General features: G+C 63.1%; 16 protein-coding genes. 8 read left to right on the top strand and 8 right to left on the bottom strand.

Annotated features, from left to right (window positions below):
- The first annotated feature begins 56 nt into the window (after window positions 1–56).
- Window positions 57–1538, top strand: coding sequence for a DUF1846 domain-containing protein (locus C1A13_RS08290; RefSeq protein WP_101550954.1), 1482 nt, complete (start codon window positions 57–59; stop codon window positions 1536–1538).
- A 48-nt stretch (window positions 1539–1586) separates the two neighbouring features.
- Here the strand turns inward: C1A13_RS08290 and C1A13_RS08285 are convergent, their stop codons facing one another.
- From C1A13_RS08285 to C1A13_RS08255, 7 genes are all read right to left on the bottom strand, one after another.
- Window positions 1587–2321, bottom strand: a complete 735-nt coding sequence (locus C1A13_RS08285; RefSeq protein WP_101550952.1) for an amino acid ABC transporter ATP-binding protein — start codon at window positions 2319–2321, stop codon at window positions 1587–1589.
- Window positions 2321–3082, bottom strand: a complete 762-nt coding sequence (locus tag C1A13_RS08280) for an amino acid ABC transporter permease (RefSeq protein WP_101550950.1) — start codon at window positions 3080–3082, stop codon at window positions 2321–2323. The genes C1A13_RS08285 and C1A13_RS08280 overlap by 1 nt, the downstream gene beginning before the upstream one ends.
- Window positions 3083–3130: 48 nt before the next feature.
- Window positions 3131–3940, bottom strand: a complete 810-nt coding sequence (locus tag C1A13_RS08275; RefSeq protein ID WP_242970837.1) for a transporter substrate-binding domain-containing protein — start codon at window positions 3938–3940, stop codon at window positions 3131–3133.
- 240 nt (window positions 3941–4180) lie between these two features.
- The gene (hydF, locus tag C1A13_RS08270; protein ID WP_101550948.1) at window positions 4181–5374 is read right to left on the bottom strand and encodes a [FeFe] hydrogenase H-cluster maturation GTPase HydF; all 1194 of its coding nucleotides are present in this window, start codon (window positions 5372–5374) and stop codon (window positions 4181–4183) included.
- A gap of 73 nt (window positions 5375–5447) precedes the next feature.
- Window positions 5448–6860, bottom strand: coding sequence for a [FeFe] hydrogenase H-cluster radical SAM maturase HydG (gene hydG, locus C1A13_RS08265; protein WP_101553226.1), 1413 nt, complete (start codon window positions 6858–6860; stop codon window positions 5448–5450).
- 17 nt (window positions 6861–6877) lie between these two features.
- Entirely contained in the window at window positions 6878–7843 is a 966-nt protein-coding gene (gene hydE, locus C1A13_RS08260) for a [FeFe] hydrogenase H-cluster radical SAM maturase HydE (protein WP_101550946.1), read from the bottom strand.
- Window positions 7830–8099, bottom strand: a complete 270-nt coding sequence (locus tag C1A13_RS08255) for a TM1266 family iron-only hydrogenase system putative regulator (protein WP_101550943.1) — start codon at window positions 8097–8099, stop codon at window positions 7830–7832. Before C1A13_RS08255 ends, hydE begins: the two co-directional genes overlap by 14 nt.
- 338 nt (window positions 8100–8437) lie before the next feature.
- On the opposite strand from C1A13_RS08255, the gene C1A13_RS08250 reads away from it, so the two are divergent.
- The 5 genes from C1A13_RS08250 to C1A13_RS08230 all read left to right on the top strand — a co-directional run bounded on the left by C1A13_RS08250 (window position 8438) and on the right by C1A13_RS08230 (window position 11884).
- Entirely contained in the window at window positions 8438–8884 is a 447-nt protein-coding gene (locus C1A13_RS08250) for a GNAT family N-acetyltransferase (protein ID WP_101553225.1), read from the top strand.
- Window positions 8885–8982: 98 nt separating this feature from the next.
- Entirely contained in the window at window positions 8983–9567 is a 585-nt protein-coding gene (locus C1A13_RS08245; protein WP_199724006.1) for a LemA family protein, read from the top strand.
- A 16-nt stretch (window positions 9568–9583) separates the two neighbouring features.
- A complete protein-coding gene (locus tag C1A13_RS15010) occupies window positions 9584–10381 on the top strand; it encodes a TPM domain-containing protein (protein ID WP_101550942.1) in 798 nt (265 codons plus the stop codon).
- Between the two features lie 145 nt (window positions 10382–10526).
- The gene (locus tag C1A13_RS08235; protein ID WP_172439219.1) at window positions 10527–11219 is read left to right on the top strand and encodes an HAD hydrolase-like protein; all 693 of its coding nucleotides are present in this window, start codon (window positions 10527–10529) and stop codon (window positions 11217–11219) included.
- Window positions 11220–11251: 32 nt separating this feature from the next.
- Window positions 11252–11884, top strand: coding sequence for a lactate utilization protein (locus C1A13_RS08230; protein ID WP_101550937.1), 633 nt, complete (start codon window positions 11252–11254; stop codon window positions 11882–11884).
- A 58-nt stretch (window positions 11885–11942) separates the two neighbouring features.
- Here C1A13_RS08230 and putP read toward each other — a convergent pair whose 3' ends face one another.
- On the bottom strand, window positions 11943–13433 hold the full coding sequence (gene putP, locus C1A13_RS08225; protein ID WP_101550935.1) for a sodium/proline symporter PutP: 1491 nt from the start codon (window positions 13431–13433) through the stop codon (window positions 11943–11945).
- A gap of 228 nt (window positions 13434–13661) precedes the next feature.
- Between putP and C1A13_RS15005 the strand changes: the two genes are divergently transcribed.
- Both C1A13_RS15005 and C1A13_RS08215 read left to right on the top strand, forming a co-directional pair.
- Window positions 13662–13865, top strand: a complete 204-nt coding sequence (locus tag C1A13_RS15005; protein ID WP_101550933.1) for a hypothetical protein — start codon at window positions 13662–13664, stop codon at window positions 13863–13865.
- Between the two features lie 222 nt (window positions 13866–14087).
- Complete coding sequence (locus tag C1A13_RS08215) at window positions 14088–14768, top strand: hypothetical protein (RefSeq protein WP_101550931.1); 681 nt, start codon at window positions 14088–14090, stop codon at window positions 14766–14768.
- Window positions 14769–14776: the final 8 nt, after the last annotated feature.

Raw genomic sequence — 14776 nt, 5'->3', positions numbered from 1 at the left:
ATCCCCGGGAATTGAGTATAATGGAGAGCGGTAAGTTTTGTGGAGGTTGGAGATTTATGGAGCTGGGTTTTGACAACGAAAAATACCTGCGCACACAGTCGGAGCGCATCCTCGAACGGATCGCGCAGTTCGGCGGCAAGCTGTACCTCGAATTCGGCGGCAAGCTGTTCGACGACTACCACGCGTCCCGCGTGCTGCCGGGCTTCCGGCCGGACAGCAAGGTGAAAATGCTGCTCGAGCTCAAGGACGAGGTGGAGATCGTCATCGTCATCAACGCCTCGGACATCGAAAAGAACAAGCTGCGCGGTGACCTGGGCATCACCTACGACCTCGACGTGCTCCGCCTGATCGACGCGTTCCGCAGCATCGGACTCTACGTGGGCAGCGTGGTGATCTCCCAGTACAGCGCCCAGCCCGCGGCCGACGCCTTCCAGAAGCGGATGGAGAGCCTCGGCGTCAAGGTCTACCGACACTATCCGATCGCGGGCTATCCCTCCAACGTGCCCCTCATCGTCAGCGACGAGGGCTACGGCAAAAACGAATACATCGAAACGAGCCGTTCGCTCGTGGTCGTCACCGCGCCCGGCCCGGGCAGCGGGAAAATGGCGACCTGCCTCTCCCAGCTCTACCACGAATACAAGCGCGGCGTGAAGGCCGGTTACGCGAAGTTTGAGACCTTCCCGATCTGGAACCTGCCGCTCAAGCATCCGGTCAACCTCGCCTACGAGGCGGCGACCGCCGACCTCAACGACGTCAATATGATCGACCCCTTCCACCTCGAGGCTTACGGGGTCACCACGGTCAACTACAACCGCGACGTGGAGGTGTTCCCCGTCCTCCGGTCGATCTTCGAGAAGCTCGCGGGCGTCTCCCCCTACAAATCCCCGACGGACATGGGCGTCAACATGGTGGGTAGCTGCATCACCGACGACGGGGTGGTCTGCGCGGCCGCCCGGCAGGAGATCATCCGCCGCTATTACAGCGTGCTCTGCGAGCAGCGCCAGGGCCTCGCCGACGCGGACATGGTCTACAAGGTGGAGCTGCTCATGAACCAGGCGGGGGTGTCGACCTCCGACCGCCCGGTGATCGCTCCGGCGCTGAAAAAGGCGGAGGAGACGGGGATGCCCGCCGCCTCCATCCAGCTCGCGGACGGCCGCATCGTCACGGGCAAGACCTCGGCCCTGCTCGGCGCGTCGGCGGCGGTGCTGCTCAACGCCCTCAAGGCGCTCGGCGGCATCCAGCACGACATCCACCTGATTTCGCCGATCATCATCGAGCCGATCCAGAACCTCAAGACCAAGCACCTCGGCAACCACAACCCGCGGCTCCACACCGACGAGATCCTCGTCGCGCTGTCGATCTGCGCGGCGACCAACCCGACGGCGGAGCTCGCGATGCGCCAGCTCCAGAAGCTGCGCGGCTGCGAGGCGCACTCGACGGTCATCCTCTCCCACGTGGACGGGGACACCTTCCGCAAGCTGGGGCTCAACCTCACCTGCGAACCGCAGTACCAGACCAAAAAGCTCTATCACAAATAAACGAAAAAAGGCCGCCGGCATTGCCGGCGGCCTTTTTGATCCGTTTTTTTATGCGAGGTAGCGCGAGAGGAACTCCCGCGTGCGCTCGTTTTTGGGGGCGGTGAAAATCTGCTCGGGCGGGCCCTCCTCGAGGATGATGCCGCTGTCCATGAAGACGACGCGGGAGGAGACCTCGCGGGCGAAGCCCATCTCGTGGGTGACGACGATCATCGTGAGGCCCGACTTGGCCAGATCCTTCATGACCGCGAGCACGCCGCCGACCATCTCGGGGTCGAGCGCGGAGGTCGGCTCGTCGAAGAGGAGGACCTCCGGGTCCATGCAGAGCGCCCGCGCGATCGCGACGCGCTGCCGCTGGCCGCCCGAGAGCTGGGCGGGGGAGGCGCCGATGAAGCTGGACATGCCCACCGTGGCGAGCAGCTGCTCCGCCTTCTTCTGGCTCTCCTCCTTGCTGCGCTTCAGCACGGTCATCTGGCCGATCATGCAGTTCTTCAGCACGCTCATGTTGTTGAAGAGGTTGAAGGACTGGAAGACCATGCCGACCTTGGCGCGGTGCTTGTTGACGTCGAGCTCCCCCTTGAGGATATCCTTGCCGTGGAGGAGGATCTCGCCGTCGTCGGGGATCTCAAGCAGGTTGATGCACCGGAGCAGGGTGGACTTGCCGCTGCCGGACGAGCCGATAACGGTGATCACGTCCCCCTTGTCGATGTGGAAGTTGATGTCGTCGAGGACGCGCAACTCGCCAAAGTGCTTTTTGAGGTTTTTGATCTCCACGATGTGTTCCATCACTGCGCCCCTCCTTCCGGTTTGATGCGCGCCTCGGGCACCGTTTGCGAGGTCGGATAGCTGGAGGGCGGGCGGTGCATGCGGATTTCGATCGCGCGCAGGATGCGGGTGGTCGTAAAGGTGAGCACCAGATAGACCAGCGCGGTCACGAGGAAGGTGTCGGTGAACTTGAAGATGCTGCCCGCGATCTTGTTGGACTGGAAGAACAGCTCGGTCACCGAGATGGCGTTGAGCACCGAGGAGTCCTTGATGTTGACGACGAACTCGTTGCCGATGGCGGGGAAGGCGTTTTTGACGCCCTGCGGCAGCACGACGTGGAACATCGTCTGCGCGGGGGTCATGCCGATGCTGCGCGCGGCCTCGGTCTGGCCGACGTCGACCGACTGGAGCCCGGAGCGCAGGATCTCCGCCATGTAGGCGCCGGTATTGATCGAGATGATGCAGATGCCGGCGACGGTGGTGTCCCAGTTGAAGACCGGCTTGAGGCCGTAGTAGAGGAAGACCGCCTGCACCATCATCGGGGTGCCGCGGAAGAACTCCACATAGACGCAGGTGATGAAATAGACGATCTTTTTGACCGCCTTGGCGACGCCGGAATCCCGCGACTCGCTTTTGGAGCAGACCGACCGCACGCTGCCGACGACCAGGCCGATCAGCAGGCCGATGACGGTGCCGGTGATGGACAGAAGCAGGGTCGTCTTGATGCCGGCCCAGAACATCGGCCAGTATTTGACGGCGATATCAATTGCAGATGCAAACATGGTCACACAATCCTATCTTTCGTACTTTCGGACGGCGTGCGCCGTGGATCATTCCTGCGCAGGCTGGCGCCCGGTCGCTTCGATCATCCACTGCTGGCGGGTCTCCTCGGTGATGCTGTCGAGCGCCTTCTGGATCTCGTCGAGCAGCTCGGTGTTGCCCTTCTTGACCGCGATTGAAACGGAGGTGTCGGCCTCAAAGCCCTTGTCCGCGTCGAACTCGACGTAGGTCAAGTCGGAGTTGCTGCTGGTGACGCCGACCGCCACGGGCAGCTCGGCGGTCAGCGCGTCGACCTCGCCGTTCTGGAGCGCGACGACCATCAGCGGGTAGGTCGCGAGCGGGGTGACGTGGTCGACCCCGTCGATCTGATCGATGACGTCGTCGTAGATGGTGTTGAGCTGGCCCTGGACCTTGCGGCCGGAGAGCTGTTGGATGTCGGTGATGCCGGCCAGGTCGCTGTCCTTGCGGACGATGACGACCATCTTGCTCTCATAGTAGGGGGTGGTGAAGTCGACGTTCTGTTTCCGCTCGGGGGTGGCGGTCATGCCCGCGATGATCGCGTCGATCTCGCCGTTGTTGACGGCGGGCTCGAGGCCCTCCCAGGCGATCGGCTTGACGACCAGGGTGCGGCCGAGCTTCTCGGCGATGTATTTGCCCATGACGACGTCGTAGCCGTCCGCGTAGGAGGCGTTGCCGATGTCGACGGCGGTGTCGGTCTTTTCGAGCTGGGTCCAGTTGAAGGGGGCGTAGGCGCACTCCATGCCGATCGTGAAGGTCTTCTCCTCGGCGGGCTTGGAGCCGCAGCCCGCGGCCGCGAGCAGCATCAGGGTCGCCAAAACGAGAGCAAGTACTCTTTTCATTTTAATCCTCTCCCATATTAAACATTCTTGCAGCACAAGAAAAGGCGCTAAGCCTTTGAGATACAGTTTATGCAATCAGAGCGGTAAAGTCAAGGGGATTTGGGCCCATTTGCATCTTTTCCAGGAAAGTCTTGCAGAATCCGCCCAAATTTACCGGCTGCGGAGGGGAAAAATGCAAATATCCGTGCAGAAAAAGGCCGCCTTCGGCGGCCTTTTTGCAGGATGCTGCACGGTTGCGATTCAGCGGTAGCTGATCTTGTCGAGGATGCCGCCGAGCTTGGCGAGCGCGACCCCGTAGTTGGTGATCGGGACCCCCGCCGCGCGGGCCCGTTCGATGCGGGAGAGGACGTAGCGGCGGTTGAACATGCAGGCGCCGCAGTGGATGATCAGATTGTAGCCGCTGAGATCCTCCGGAAAGTCGGGGCCGCTGACCACGTCGACTTCCAAGGCTTCGCCCACCCGCCTGCGCAGCAGGCGGGGGAGCTTGACGCGCCCGATGTCCTCTTCGAGGGGGGCGTGGGTGCAGGCCTCGGCGATGAGCACGCGGGAATCGGGGGTGAGCGCGTCGATCGCGGCGGCCCCCTCGACGAAGGAGGCGATGTCCCCCTTGACGGCCGCCATCAGCACCGAAAAGGAGGTGAGCAGGCTTTCGGGCGGCTTTTTCTGGTAGACGGCGGGGAAGACCTGCGAGTCGGTGATGATGAGGCGGGGCGGCACCCGCAGGGCCGCGAGGCCCTCGTCGAGCTTGTCGGCCGTGACCGACAGCACGACGCAGCGGTTGTCGAGCAGGTCGCGGATCGTCTGCACCTGCGGCAGGATGAGGCGGCCCTTGGGCGCCTGGATGTCCTGCGGCATGACGAGCAGGACGACGTCCCCCTCGCCGACGAGTCCGGCGGTGATGCTCTTTTTTTCGTAATCCTCGGGCAGCTGGCGGATGACCGCCTCGATCACGTCCTTGACGCCGGTGCGCTCCTTTGCGGAGACGACGATGGGGAAGAGGGAGAACGCGTCATGGATCGCCCTGGCGATCTCGGAGACGTTGCCGAGCAGATCGGCCTTGTTGATGACGGCGACGACCGGTGTGCCGCGTTCCTGCAGAGCCCCGATCCAGTCGGCCTCCAGCGAGACGTCCGCCTCGCAGAAGACGACGATCGCCACGTCGGTCTTTTCGAGCGCGTCGCGCGTGCGCCGGACGCGCAGCGCGCCGAGCTCCCCCTCGTCGTCGAAGCCGGCGGTGTCGATCAGCATGCAGGGCCCGATGCCGTGGATCTCCATCGCCTTGTAGACGGGGTCGGTCGTCGTGCCCGCGACCTCGGAGGTGAGGGCGGTGTCCTGGTTGGTGATCGCGTTGACGAGGGAGGATTTGCCGCTGTTGCGCTTGCCGAAGATGCCGATGTGCAGCCGGTTGGCGCTGGGGGTTGTTGTCAGGCTCATGGAATGGCACTCCTTTTATATGATGCGGTATCGCGCCCGCCTCCGGCGGCATTGGCGGGGGCGGGCGGCCCGGTCAGAACCGAAAATCGCGCTTGCCCGCGGCGATGTCCGCCAGGTGCTCCACGGTGAGGCGGCGGACCTTCTCGTTGGGGATGAGGGGGATCGTGTCCGCGATCATCTTTTCGCCCTTGGCCTTCGTCTCGGGGGAGGCATAGTCCTCGAGGTACTCCTTGAGGGTCATGAGCGCGTTGGGGTCGCAGCAGTTGCCGATCTGCTGATTTTTGACAAGGGTCATGAACCGGTCGCCGGTGCGTCCCTCACGGTAGCAGGCGGTGCAGAAGCTCGGGATGTGGCCGAGGTCGAGCAGCCAGCCAACCACCTCGTCGAGGGTGCGGTTGTCGCTGACGTCGAACTGGGCGGAGTTCTCCTCCTCGGCCTCGGCGTAGCCGCCGACGCTCGTCCGGGAGGCGCCGGAGATCTGCGAGATGCCCAGGTGGAGCACCTTTTCGCGGGTCCTCTGCGATTCGCGCGTCGAGATGATCATGCCGGTGTAGGGGACGGCGACGCGCAGCACGGCGACGATCTTCTGGAAGATCTCGTCCGAGATGGCGTTGTTGAACTCGTCGGGGTCGATGTCGTCGGCGGTGCGCACGCGGGGCACGCTGATCGTGTGCGGGCCGACGCCGAAGACCGCCTCGAGGTGCTCGGCGTGCATGAGCAGGCCGACAAAGTCGTATTTATAGAGGTTGAGCCCAAAGAGCACGCCGCAGCCCACGTCGTCGATGCCGCCCTCCATCGCGCGGTCCATCGCCTCGGTGTGGTAGGCGTAGTTGCTCTTCGGCCCCGCCGGGTGCAGGTATTCGTAGGACTCTTTATTATAGGTCTCCTGGAAGAGGATATACGTCCCGATGCCCGCCTCCTTGAGGCGGCGGTAGTTTTCGACCGTCGTGGCGGCGATGTTGACGTTCACGCGGCGGATCGCGCCGTTTTTGTGCTTGATGCCGTAGATCGTCCTGATGCTCTCGAGCACGTATTCGATCGGGCAGTTGACGGGGTCCTCGCCCGTCTCGAGCGCGAGGCGCTTGTGGCCCATGTCCTGGAGCGCGACGACCTCCCGCACGATGTCCTCCTGGGAGAGCTGCTTGCGGGCGATGTGCTTGTTGTGGTGGTGGTAGGGGCAGTAGCGGCACTCGTTGACGCAGTAGTTGGAGAGGTAGAGGGGGGCGAACATGACGATGCGGTTGCCGTAGTTTTTCTTCTTGATGTCCATCGCGAGCGCGTAGATTTTTTCTATGTAGGCGGGGTCTTCACATTCGAGCAGCACCGCCGCCTCGCGGTGGGAGAGGCCCTTCAGCGTCGCGGCCTTCTCCAGGATCTGATCGATGAGGGGGAAATTCGCCTTGTTCTGTTCGGCGTACTCGAGCGTCTCCCTGATCTCAGCGTCGTCGATAAATTCGGTTGCGACCTTCGACTTCGGATTGTACATTTTCATTCAACCTTTCTTTACTGCGGTATTTTTCCCAGACCGCGGATCATATTTTCCAGCTCGGCGCGCTCGGCCTTGATATCGGTATGTCCGAGCGCGGCGGGATAGATTTCATATTTCTGCTTGTAGGCGTCGGGCGTCACCTTGCGCATGATGACGTTCGCCCCGCAGGAGAAGACGTCGTTTTTTTCCTTCCCGTCGATCACCCCGAGGGAGGTGGTGGCGGGCAGGTTCGCCTTCGGCAGCAGCAGCCGCGCGAGCGCGACCGCCCGCTTGGTGAGCTCGGTGCTCCCGTGCGGCAGGTCCCGCAGCGGCGTGTCCGGGTGGGGGATGAAGGGCCCGATGCCCGCCATGTCGCAGCCGATCTCGCGCAGCAGCAGCAGGTCGCGCGCGACCGTCTCGTTCGTCTGGCCGGGCAGCCCGATCATGAACCCGCTGCCCGTCTCGAACCCGAGGGCCTTGAGGGTTTTCAGGCAGGCGACCCGCTCGGAGAGGGTGCCGCAGGGGTGCAGCGAATCATAGAGGACGGGGTCGGCGGTCTCGTGCTTGAGCAGGTAGCGGTCGGCCCCGCACGCCCGCAGGTGCGCGTAGTCCTCCCGCGGCATCTCGCCGCAGCTCACCGTCACCGCCAGTCCCGTCCGCTTGATCTCCCGGACGATCTCCCCGAGCAGCGCGGAGGTAAAAAACGGGTCCTCGCCCGACTGGAGCACGATCGTTTTGTAGCCCGCCTCCCAGGCGGCGCGGGCGGAATCAACCATCTCCTCCGGCGTCATGCGGTAGCGGTCGCAGGCCGCGTTCCTGCTGTTGAGCCCGCAATAGCGGCACTGCCGCCTGCAGTGGTTGGAGAATTCGAGGATGGCGCGGATGTGCACCACGTCCCCGACCGCCTCCCGACGGACCCGGTCGGCCTCGCGGTAGACGGGGGAGAAGTCCTGTAAAGTGAGAAGCCCTGCCAGCCCGGAAACCGTGTCATTCAGCGTCATGCGGGGGACCTCCTGCCTTGGAATAGACCGTCTTGATGCTGACGCCGGGGAGCATCCCGAGCTTGCCCGAAAGGGAGCTGATCACGTTGTTCGGCGCGTCGACGACCACGCTGATGATGCTGACGTCTTTCGCGTGGTAGGGGATGCCCATCCGTCCGACGATGCAGCCCGCGAATTCGTGCAGGATGGCGTTGAGCCGGTCCGCCGCCCGCATGTCCTCCACGATGATGCCGATCAGGGCGATTCTTGTTTCCATCCGTCAGCCTTCCTTTCCGAAGCGGCCGCGTCTCCGCCGCCAAAAAAAGCGCCGCGTCCCCAAAGGCGCGGCGCCGCGTTTGCAGCACAAAAATACCACCGCCTTCTCCGCCGGGCCGAACCCGCGCGCTTTAGAACGATTTGCCTGAAAAGCCTTGATCCGCGGGAGCCCCCTTGGACGCAGGCGATGAAATTGTACCGGATATTTCCCGTTGGCAACATTATAGCACGGGTGGGCGGAATTGGCAAGGGAGGCCGGGGACGTCCGGGCGGAGTTGCAAAACGGGACGGAATTGGGTATACTGTTGCCAAACATCAAGGAACAGGAGCATGGATAACATGATCAGGAAGCTGACCCCGCAGGACAAAACGGATTTTCTCACGCTGCTCGATGAATTTTACCATTCGCCGGCCGTGCTGCACCCCGTCCCGGCGCATTTTTTTGAACGCACCTACGAGCAGGCAGTCTCGGACAGCCCCTATGTGGACGTCTTCCTCCTCGAGCAGGATGGGAAGCTCGCCGGCTACGGGCAGGTGTCCCTCACCTGGTCGACCGAGGCGGGCGGCATGGTCGTGCTGCTCGAGGAGCTCTACCTGCGTCCCGAATTCCAGGGGAAGGGACTCGGCAGCGCGTATTTTTCCTTTGTCAGCGAATACTATGCGGGGAGGGCGGCGCGCTTCCGCCTCGAGGTGGAGCCGGATAACGAAGGCGCGCGCAGGCTCTACGGCCGCCTCGGCTACGAAGAGCTGCCCTATGTCCAGATGGTCCGCGAACTGGGAAAATGAACGGTCTGTGACGGATTCGTGAATTCACGGGCGGCCCGCTTGTACGGGACGCCGGGTTGTGCTAGGATGGTGGCAGGCCAAAAGAAAGGAACGATAAGATGAAAAAAATGTCTACCGGCGTGGTCGTCCTGATCGCGGTCCTCGCGATCATCGTGATCATCGGCGTCTCCCTTGTCGGGGGGTATAACGGCATCGCCGCGGCGCGCGAAAACGTCGACACCCAGCAGGCGGCGATCCAGACCCAGCTTCAGCGCAGGGCCGACCTGATCCCCAACCTCGTCAACACGGTCAAGGGGCTGGCGGCGCAGGAGCAGTCGGTCATCGACAGCGTCACCGAGGCGCGCGCGCAGCTGGCGGGCGCGCAGGGCATGGGGATGGAGGAGCTGGCCGCGGCCAACGACAATCTCTCCAGCGCGCTCTCCCGGCTGCTGATGGTCGTGGAGAACTATCCGGAGATCCAGTCGAGCCAGGGGTATATCTCGCTGATGGATGAGCTCGCGGGCACCGAGAACCGCATCTCGGTCGCGCGCAACGACTACAACGACGCGGTCAAGAGCTACAACAGCAGGATCATCACCTTCCCGAACCGCCTGGTCGCCGGCATGTTCGGATTCGAGAAGGCGGAGTACTTCACCGCGCCCGAGTCGGCGCAGTCTGCGCCGGACGTGAATTTCGACGCGTAAGCGGAGAGGGACGGGCATGAAAAAGACAGCAGCCATTCTCGCGGCGCTCCTGCTTGTGGCGGCGGCGCTCTGCGGCGCCGCCTATCCGAGCCCGACCAGCGACTTCTTTGTAAACGACTATGCCGGCGTGCTTTCGCCGGATACCAAAGCGTATATCATGGAGCAGTCCGCCTCCCTTGCGCAGGAGACGGGCGCGCAGATCGTCGTGCTGACGGTGCGGTCGCTCGACGGCGAGGACCCGGCGTCCTACGCGCTGAACGTGGGCCGCCAGTGGGGCATCGGCGACGGGGAGAAGGACAACGGCCTGCTCCTTCTGCTCGCGCCCGACGACGGGGAGATCCGCGTCGAGGTGGGGCGGGGTCTGGAGGGCGCGCTCAACGACGCGAAGGTCGGCCGCATGATCGACGCCTACGCGCTCGAGAGCTACAAGGCGGGCGACTTTGACGCGGGGACCCGCGAGCTCTACAGCGCCCTGCTCTCCGAGACGATGGTGGAGTACGGTCTCGAGGCGCTGCCCGGTTACGAGCCGCGCGACTATGGGGAGGATTCCCGCGAGGGAAACTTCGCCGGGGCGCTCGTGGTCTTCTTTGTCATGATCGCGGTCGTGATGCTCTTCATGCGCGGCGGCCGTCACCGCGGGCGCCGGCATTGGGACGACGACGACTTCCACGGCGGGCCGTTCATCGGGGGCTTCTTCGGCGGCGGGTTCGGCGGCGGAGGCGGGTTTTCCGGAGGCGGCGGCTTCGGCGGCGGGGGCGGCTTCTCCGGCGGTGGAGGCGGCTTCGGCGGCGGCGGCTCCGGCCGCAGCTTCTGAAACGCCCGGAAAAAGAGAATGCGAAAACCGGCCCCGGCTTATGCCGGGGCCGGTTTTGCGCGCCGCCCCCGATTGATTTCGGCGGGGCGCGTATGGTATACTGGTGCTGATCAAAAATATTGCGGCAGCAGATAGGATGAAGCGGATGAAATATCAGGTGGTGCTCTGGGACTTTGACGGGACGCTCGTGGACAGCTCGCCCGGCCTCTTCCGGTCGCTTGGCCGGATGTTCGAGCGGATGGGCCGCCCGGTGCCCGGCGAAGAGGTCCTGCGCAAGTTTATCGGCCCGCCGATCGTCTACTCCCTCAAGACCTACACCGGCATGTCGGACGAGGACGCGGAAAAGGCGGTGTGGCTCTTCCGGGAGGACTACGAGGCGGGGGGCTGCTACCTCTCGAAGGTGTACGACGGGCTGCCCGAACTGCTCGGCCGTCTGCGGGAGCGGGGAATCAAAACGGGCGTCGCGACCCTCAAGCCCGAAAAGACCGCCCGGCACCTGCTGGAATACCTCGGGATCGACCACCTGATCGACACCTGCATCGGCAACCGTAACGACGAGAAGGGCGCGATCACCAAGAAGGACATCATCGAAACCGCGCTCGACCGGCTCGGTTGGACGGACAAGTCCCGCGTCGTGCTCATCGGGGACTCGGTCTACGACGCGGACGGCGCGATCACGGCGGGGATCGATTTTGTCGGGGCGGCCTACGGCTTCGGGCTCCTTCCGGAACAGGCGGAGGAGCTGGGCTGCTGCTACGTGGCGGAGTCCCCGGCCGACCTCGAGCCCTTTTTCTTTGGCCCCGGCGATTGCAATGCGGCGGCGGGCGCGGTAAAATAAAAGTGGACCAACAAGCTGGACGGAGGGGTAGCATGGACGCAAATGTCAGCGCGGTACTCGAAAAGAAGATCAACCGGACGATCGGCAATCTGCAAAACAACAAGATGGACGCCTACTATGTCAAGACCTGCGCGGAGGCGGTCGCGCTCGTGAAGGAGCTCTGCCCCGAGGGACAGTCGGTCTCATGGGGCGGCTCGATGACCCTCGCGGAGAGCGGGATCAAGGAGCTGCTGCGCTCGGGGGCCTACCGCTGCCTCGACCGGGAGGCGAAGGGCGCGGACCCCGAAAAGATCCAGCGGGAGGCGTTCTCCTGCGACACCTATTTTTGCAGCAGCAACGCCGTCACCGAGGCGGGGGAGCTCTATAACGTCGACGGCATCGGCAACCGCGTGGCCGCGATGATCTACGGCCCCAAAAGCGTGATTGTCGTCGTGGGCTACAACAAGATCGTGCCCGACCTCGAGGCGGCGCGGGTGCGCATGCGGGACACCGCCGCGCCCGCCAACGCGACCCGCCTCGACCGGCGCACCCCCTGCAAGGTGCTCGGCATCTGCCGCGACTGCCACAGCGACGACCGCATCTGCTGCGACTATGTCGTGATGTCCCAGCAGAAGGTGAAGGGCCGCGTCAAGGTGATTATCGTCGGCGAGCAGCTCGGCTACTGAGCGGAAAAACAGAGAAAAAGCCCCGGGAACGCGCCGCGTTCCCGGGGCTTTTGTGAAGTCAGATCCGCGCGGCCTTCGCGCGCTCGAAGAGGTCCTGGACCTCTTTGGAGGGCTCCCTGTCGAGGAGGGAGACGGCCACGATCACGGCGAGCGCGAGGGCGAAGCCGGGGGCGAGGGAGTAGAGCCCGGTGCCCGCCAGCACGGGGACGTTTTCCCACAGCACGACGGTCAGCCCGCCGACCACCATGCCGGCGACCGCGCCCTTCATGGTCAGCCGCTTCCAGAAGAGGGAGAGCAGGATGACCGGCCCGAAGGAGGAGCCAAAGCCCGCCCACGCATAGGAGACGAGCCCCATGACCGAGCTGTTCGGATCGAGCGCGAGCAGGTAGGCGACGACGGCGATCACCATGACGGCGGTGCGGGAGACCCACATGAGTTCCCTGTCGGAGGCGTTCTTGCGGAAGAGCGCCTTGTAGAAGTCGTTGGAGACCGCGGAGGCGGCGACAAGCAGCTGGGAATCGGCGGTGCTCATCGCGGCGGCGAGGATGGCGGAGAGCAGGATGCCCGCGATGAAGCCGGGGAAGAGGCGGGTGACGAGGTCCATGAAGATGACCTCCGCCGCGCCCACGTCGGCGTAGACGCCCCGCCCGCCGAGGAAGGCGATGCCCACGATGCCGACGAAGACGGCCGCGCAAAGGGAGATGAGCACCCAGACCATCGCGATGATGCGGCTCTTTTTGATCATCGAGCTGTCCTTGATCGCCATGAAGCGCACAAGGATGTGCGGCATGCCGAAGTACCCGAGGCCCCAGACGAGGCCGGAGACGATCGTGACGAGCGCGACCCTGCCGGACGCGTCGGCGAAGAGGTTGAGGTAGTTGGAGCCTCCGAAGCCCGCGATCAGCTCGGGGGAGATGCCCGAGGTGGTGAAGGCGGCGGCGACCGGCACGATGATGAGCGCGGCGAACATCAGCATCCCCTGGATGAAGTCGGTCCAGCAGGCGGCCAAAAAGCCGCCGAGGAAGGTGTAGGAGATGATGATGACCGCGCCGACGGTCAGCGCCACGACGTAGTCGAAGTGGAAGACATACTGGAAGAGTTTCGCGCCGGTGCTGAAGGCGGAGGCGGTGTAGACGAGGAAAAAGACGAAGATGATCACCGCGCAGACGCTGCGGATCGCGGTGGACTTGCTGCAAAAGCGGTTTTGCAGATACTGCGGGATGGTGATCGAGTCGTCGGCGACGTAGGTGAACTTGCGCAGGCGCACGGCGACGAGCTTCCAGTTGAAATAGGTGCCGAGCGCGAGGCCGATGGCGATCCACGCGGCGGAGAGCCCCGACCAGAAGGCCGCGGCGGGAAGCCCGAGCAGCAGCCAGCCGGACATGTCGGAGGCCTGCGCGCTCAGCGCGGTGACCCAGCTCCCGAGGCTCCGGCCTCCGAGGAAATAGTCGGAGATGTTGTTGGACTTGCGGTAGAAATAGAAGCCGATCCACACCATCAGGGCGAAATAGATGATGAATGCGATCAGGATGCCGATGTCAAGCTGCATGGCGGTTCCTCCTCATTTTCGTGCTTGGATGTCGGATGGGGCGCTTTTGCTCATTGCCGCAGTGATGAGCTGCAAAACTTACCCATTATTATACAAAATTCCCCAATCCAATGCAAGGGCGGATTTCAAAAGTTGCAGAATTTCTGTTGACAGCGGGGAAAATATGCGTATAATTAGAATCTATCAGGGCAATGCAGTCTTTACTACCTTTTCGGAGGCTTTTGGCATATGTTCAACCGGATTTCCAAGAGAATCGCTTCGATGCTGGCCGCGCTTTGCTGTGCGGTCTGCCTCGCTACCCCTTCTTTCGCGCTCATTCCGAATACGGGCGACGGTTCCGGGATGCTCCTGCCGATTATGGGCGGGCTTCTTGTGGTATCCGTAATCCTTATTATTATCTATGTCGTACTGTCCGCAAAGAAGAAAAAGTAGCAATTTAGGGACGATTTTCACGACCTTCCCGGATTGCGGGAAGGTTTTTTTATATACTTTTTCCAGTTGCTTTTGCATGAACCGGTTTTGTACATTTCATACTTTATTGATGCAGTATTTTAAAGCGCATTTGTGGAAAAGCTGGAAATTCTTTCGTTGCCTTGTGAATAATCATGCAGAATGCTATAATCAAACTTAACGCTTTCGCAGAAGGGAGCGCCTATGCTGACCAATCTCAAACGGATCGTCGTGGTCGTCGGCCACTACGGCAGCGGGAAGACCAATTTTTCGGTCAACCTCGCGGTGGACCTGAAGGCCGCCGGCCGGGACGTAATCCTCGTCGACCTCGACATTGTAAACCCCTATTTCCGCAGCGCCGATTTCGGCGCGCTGCTGGAGGAGAAGGGGATCGGGCTGATCGCGCCCGTCTACGCGCGGTCCAACCTCGACGTGCCCGCCCTTGACGGGCGCCTGGACGCCGTCATCGAATCGGATAAGACGCTGGTGATCGACGTGGGCGGCGACGACGCGGGCGCGGCCGCGCTCGGCCGCTACAGCGCCATGATCAGAGAGGCGGGCGGATGCGACGTGCTCTACGTCGTGAACGCCTACCGCTATCTCACCCGGACGAGCGAGGAGGCCGCCGAGATCCTCGGGGAGATCGAGCGGAAGGCCCGGCTGGAGGTGACGGCGGTGGTCAACAACTCCAACCTCGCGGACATCACGACGGCGGACGACATCGTTTCGTCGGCGGGATACGCTGAGGAGACGGCGCGTCGGTACGGCATCCCCGTGCTCTGCACGACGGCGTGGAAAAAGCTCGCCGCCGGGGTGGGGGAGAAGCTGCCCGGCCGGGAGATCTATCCGGTGGATATTTATGTAAAAAAACCGTGGGAAGTCTAGAGGCCCCA

It is taken from the genome of Anaerotruncus massiliensis (ex Togo et al. 2026), assembly GCF_900199635.1.
Classification (GTDB): domain Bacteria; phylum Bacillota; class Clostridia; order Oscillospirales; family Ruminococcaceae; genus Anaerotruncus; species Anaerotruncus massiliensis.
Note: the sequence above shows the minus strand (reverse complement) of the source record. Positions and strands in the feature narration are given on the sequence as shown.

Bases quoted from the DNA above. Each gene is read 5' to 3' on its own strand.
- C1A13_RS08290 (WP_101550954.1), top strand. From the start codon at position 57: ATGGAGCTGGGTTTTGACAACGAAAAATACCTGCGCACACAGTCGGAG.
- C1A13_RS08285 (WP_101550952.1), bottom strand. From the start codon at position 2,321: ATGGAACACATCGTGGAGATCAAAAACCTCAAAAAGCACTTTGGCGAG.
- C1A13_RS08280 (WP_101550950.1), bottom strand. From the start codon at position 3,082: ATGTTTGCATCTGCAATTGATATCGCCGTCAAATACTGGCCGATGTTC.
- C1A13_RS08275 (WP_242970837.1), bottom strand. From the start codon at position 3,940: ATGAAAAGAGTACTTGCTCTCGTTTTGGCGACCCTGATGCTGCTCGCG.
- hydF (WP_101550948.1), bottom strand. From the start codon at position 5,374: ATGAGCCTGACAACAACCCCCAGCGCCAACCGGCTGCACATCGGCATC.
- hydG (WP_101553226.1), bottom strand. From the start codon at position 6,860: ATGTACAATCCGAAGTCGAAGGTCGCAACCGAATTTATCGACGACGCT.
- hydE (WP_101550946.1), bottom strand. From the start codon at position 7,843: ATGACGCTGAATGACACGGTTTCCGGGCTGGCAGGGCTTCTCACTTTA.
- C1A13_RS08255 (WP_101550943.1), bottom strand. From the start codon at position 8,099: ATGGAAACAAGAATCGCCCTGATCGGCATCATCGTGGAGGACATGCGG.
- C1A13_RS08250 (WP_101553225.1), top strand. From the start codon at position 8,438: ATGATCAGGAAGCTGACCCCGCAGGACAAAACGGATTTTCTCACGCTG.
- C1A13_RS08245 (WP_199724006.1), top strand. From the start codon at position 8,983: ATGAAAAAAATGTCTACCGGCGTGGTCGTCCTGATCGCGGTCCTCGCG.
- C1A13_RS15010 (WP_101550942.1), top strand. From the start codon at position 9,584: ATGAAAAAGACAGCAGCCATTCTCGCGGCGCTCCTGCTTGTGGCGGCG.
- C1A13_RS08235 (WP_172439219.1), top strand. From the start codon at position 10,527: ATGAAATATCAGGTGGTGCTCTGGGACTTTGACGGGACGCTCGTGGAC.
- C1A13_RS08230 (WP_101550937.1), top strand. From the start codon at position 11,252: ATGGACGCAAATGTCAGCGCGGTACTCGAAAAGAAGATCAACCGGACG.
- putP (WP_101550935.1), bottom strand. From the start codon at position 13,433: ATGCAGCTTGACATCGGCATCCTGATCGCATTCATCATCTATTTCGCC.
- C1A13_RS15005 (WP_101550933.1), top strand. From the start codon at position 13,662: ATGTTCAACCGGATTTCCAAGAGAATCGCTTCGATGCTGGCCGCGCTT.
- C1A13_RS08215 (WP_101550931.1), top strand. From the start codon at position 14,088: ATGCTGACCAATCTCAAACGGATCGTCGTGGTCGTCGGCCACTACGGC.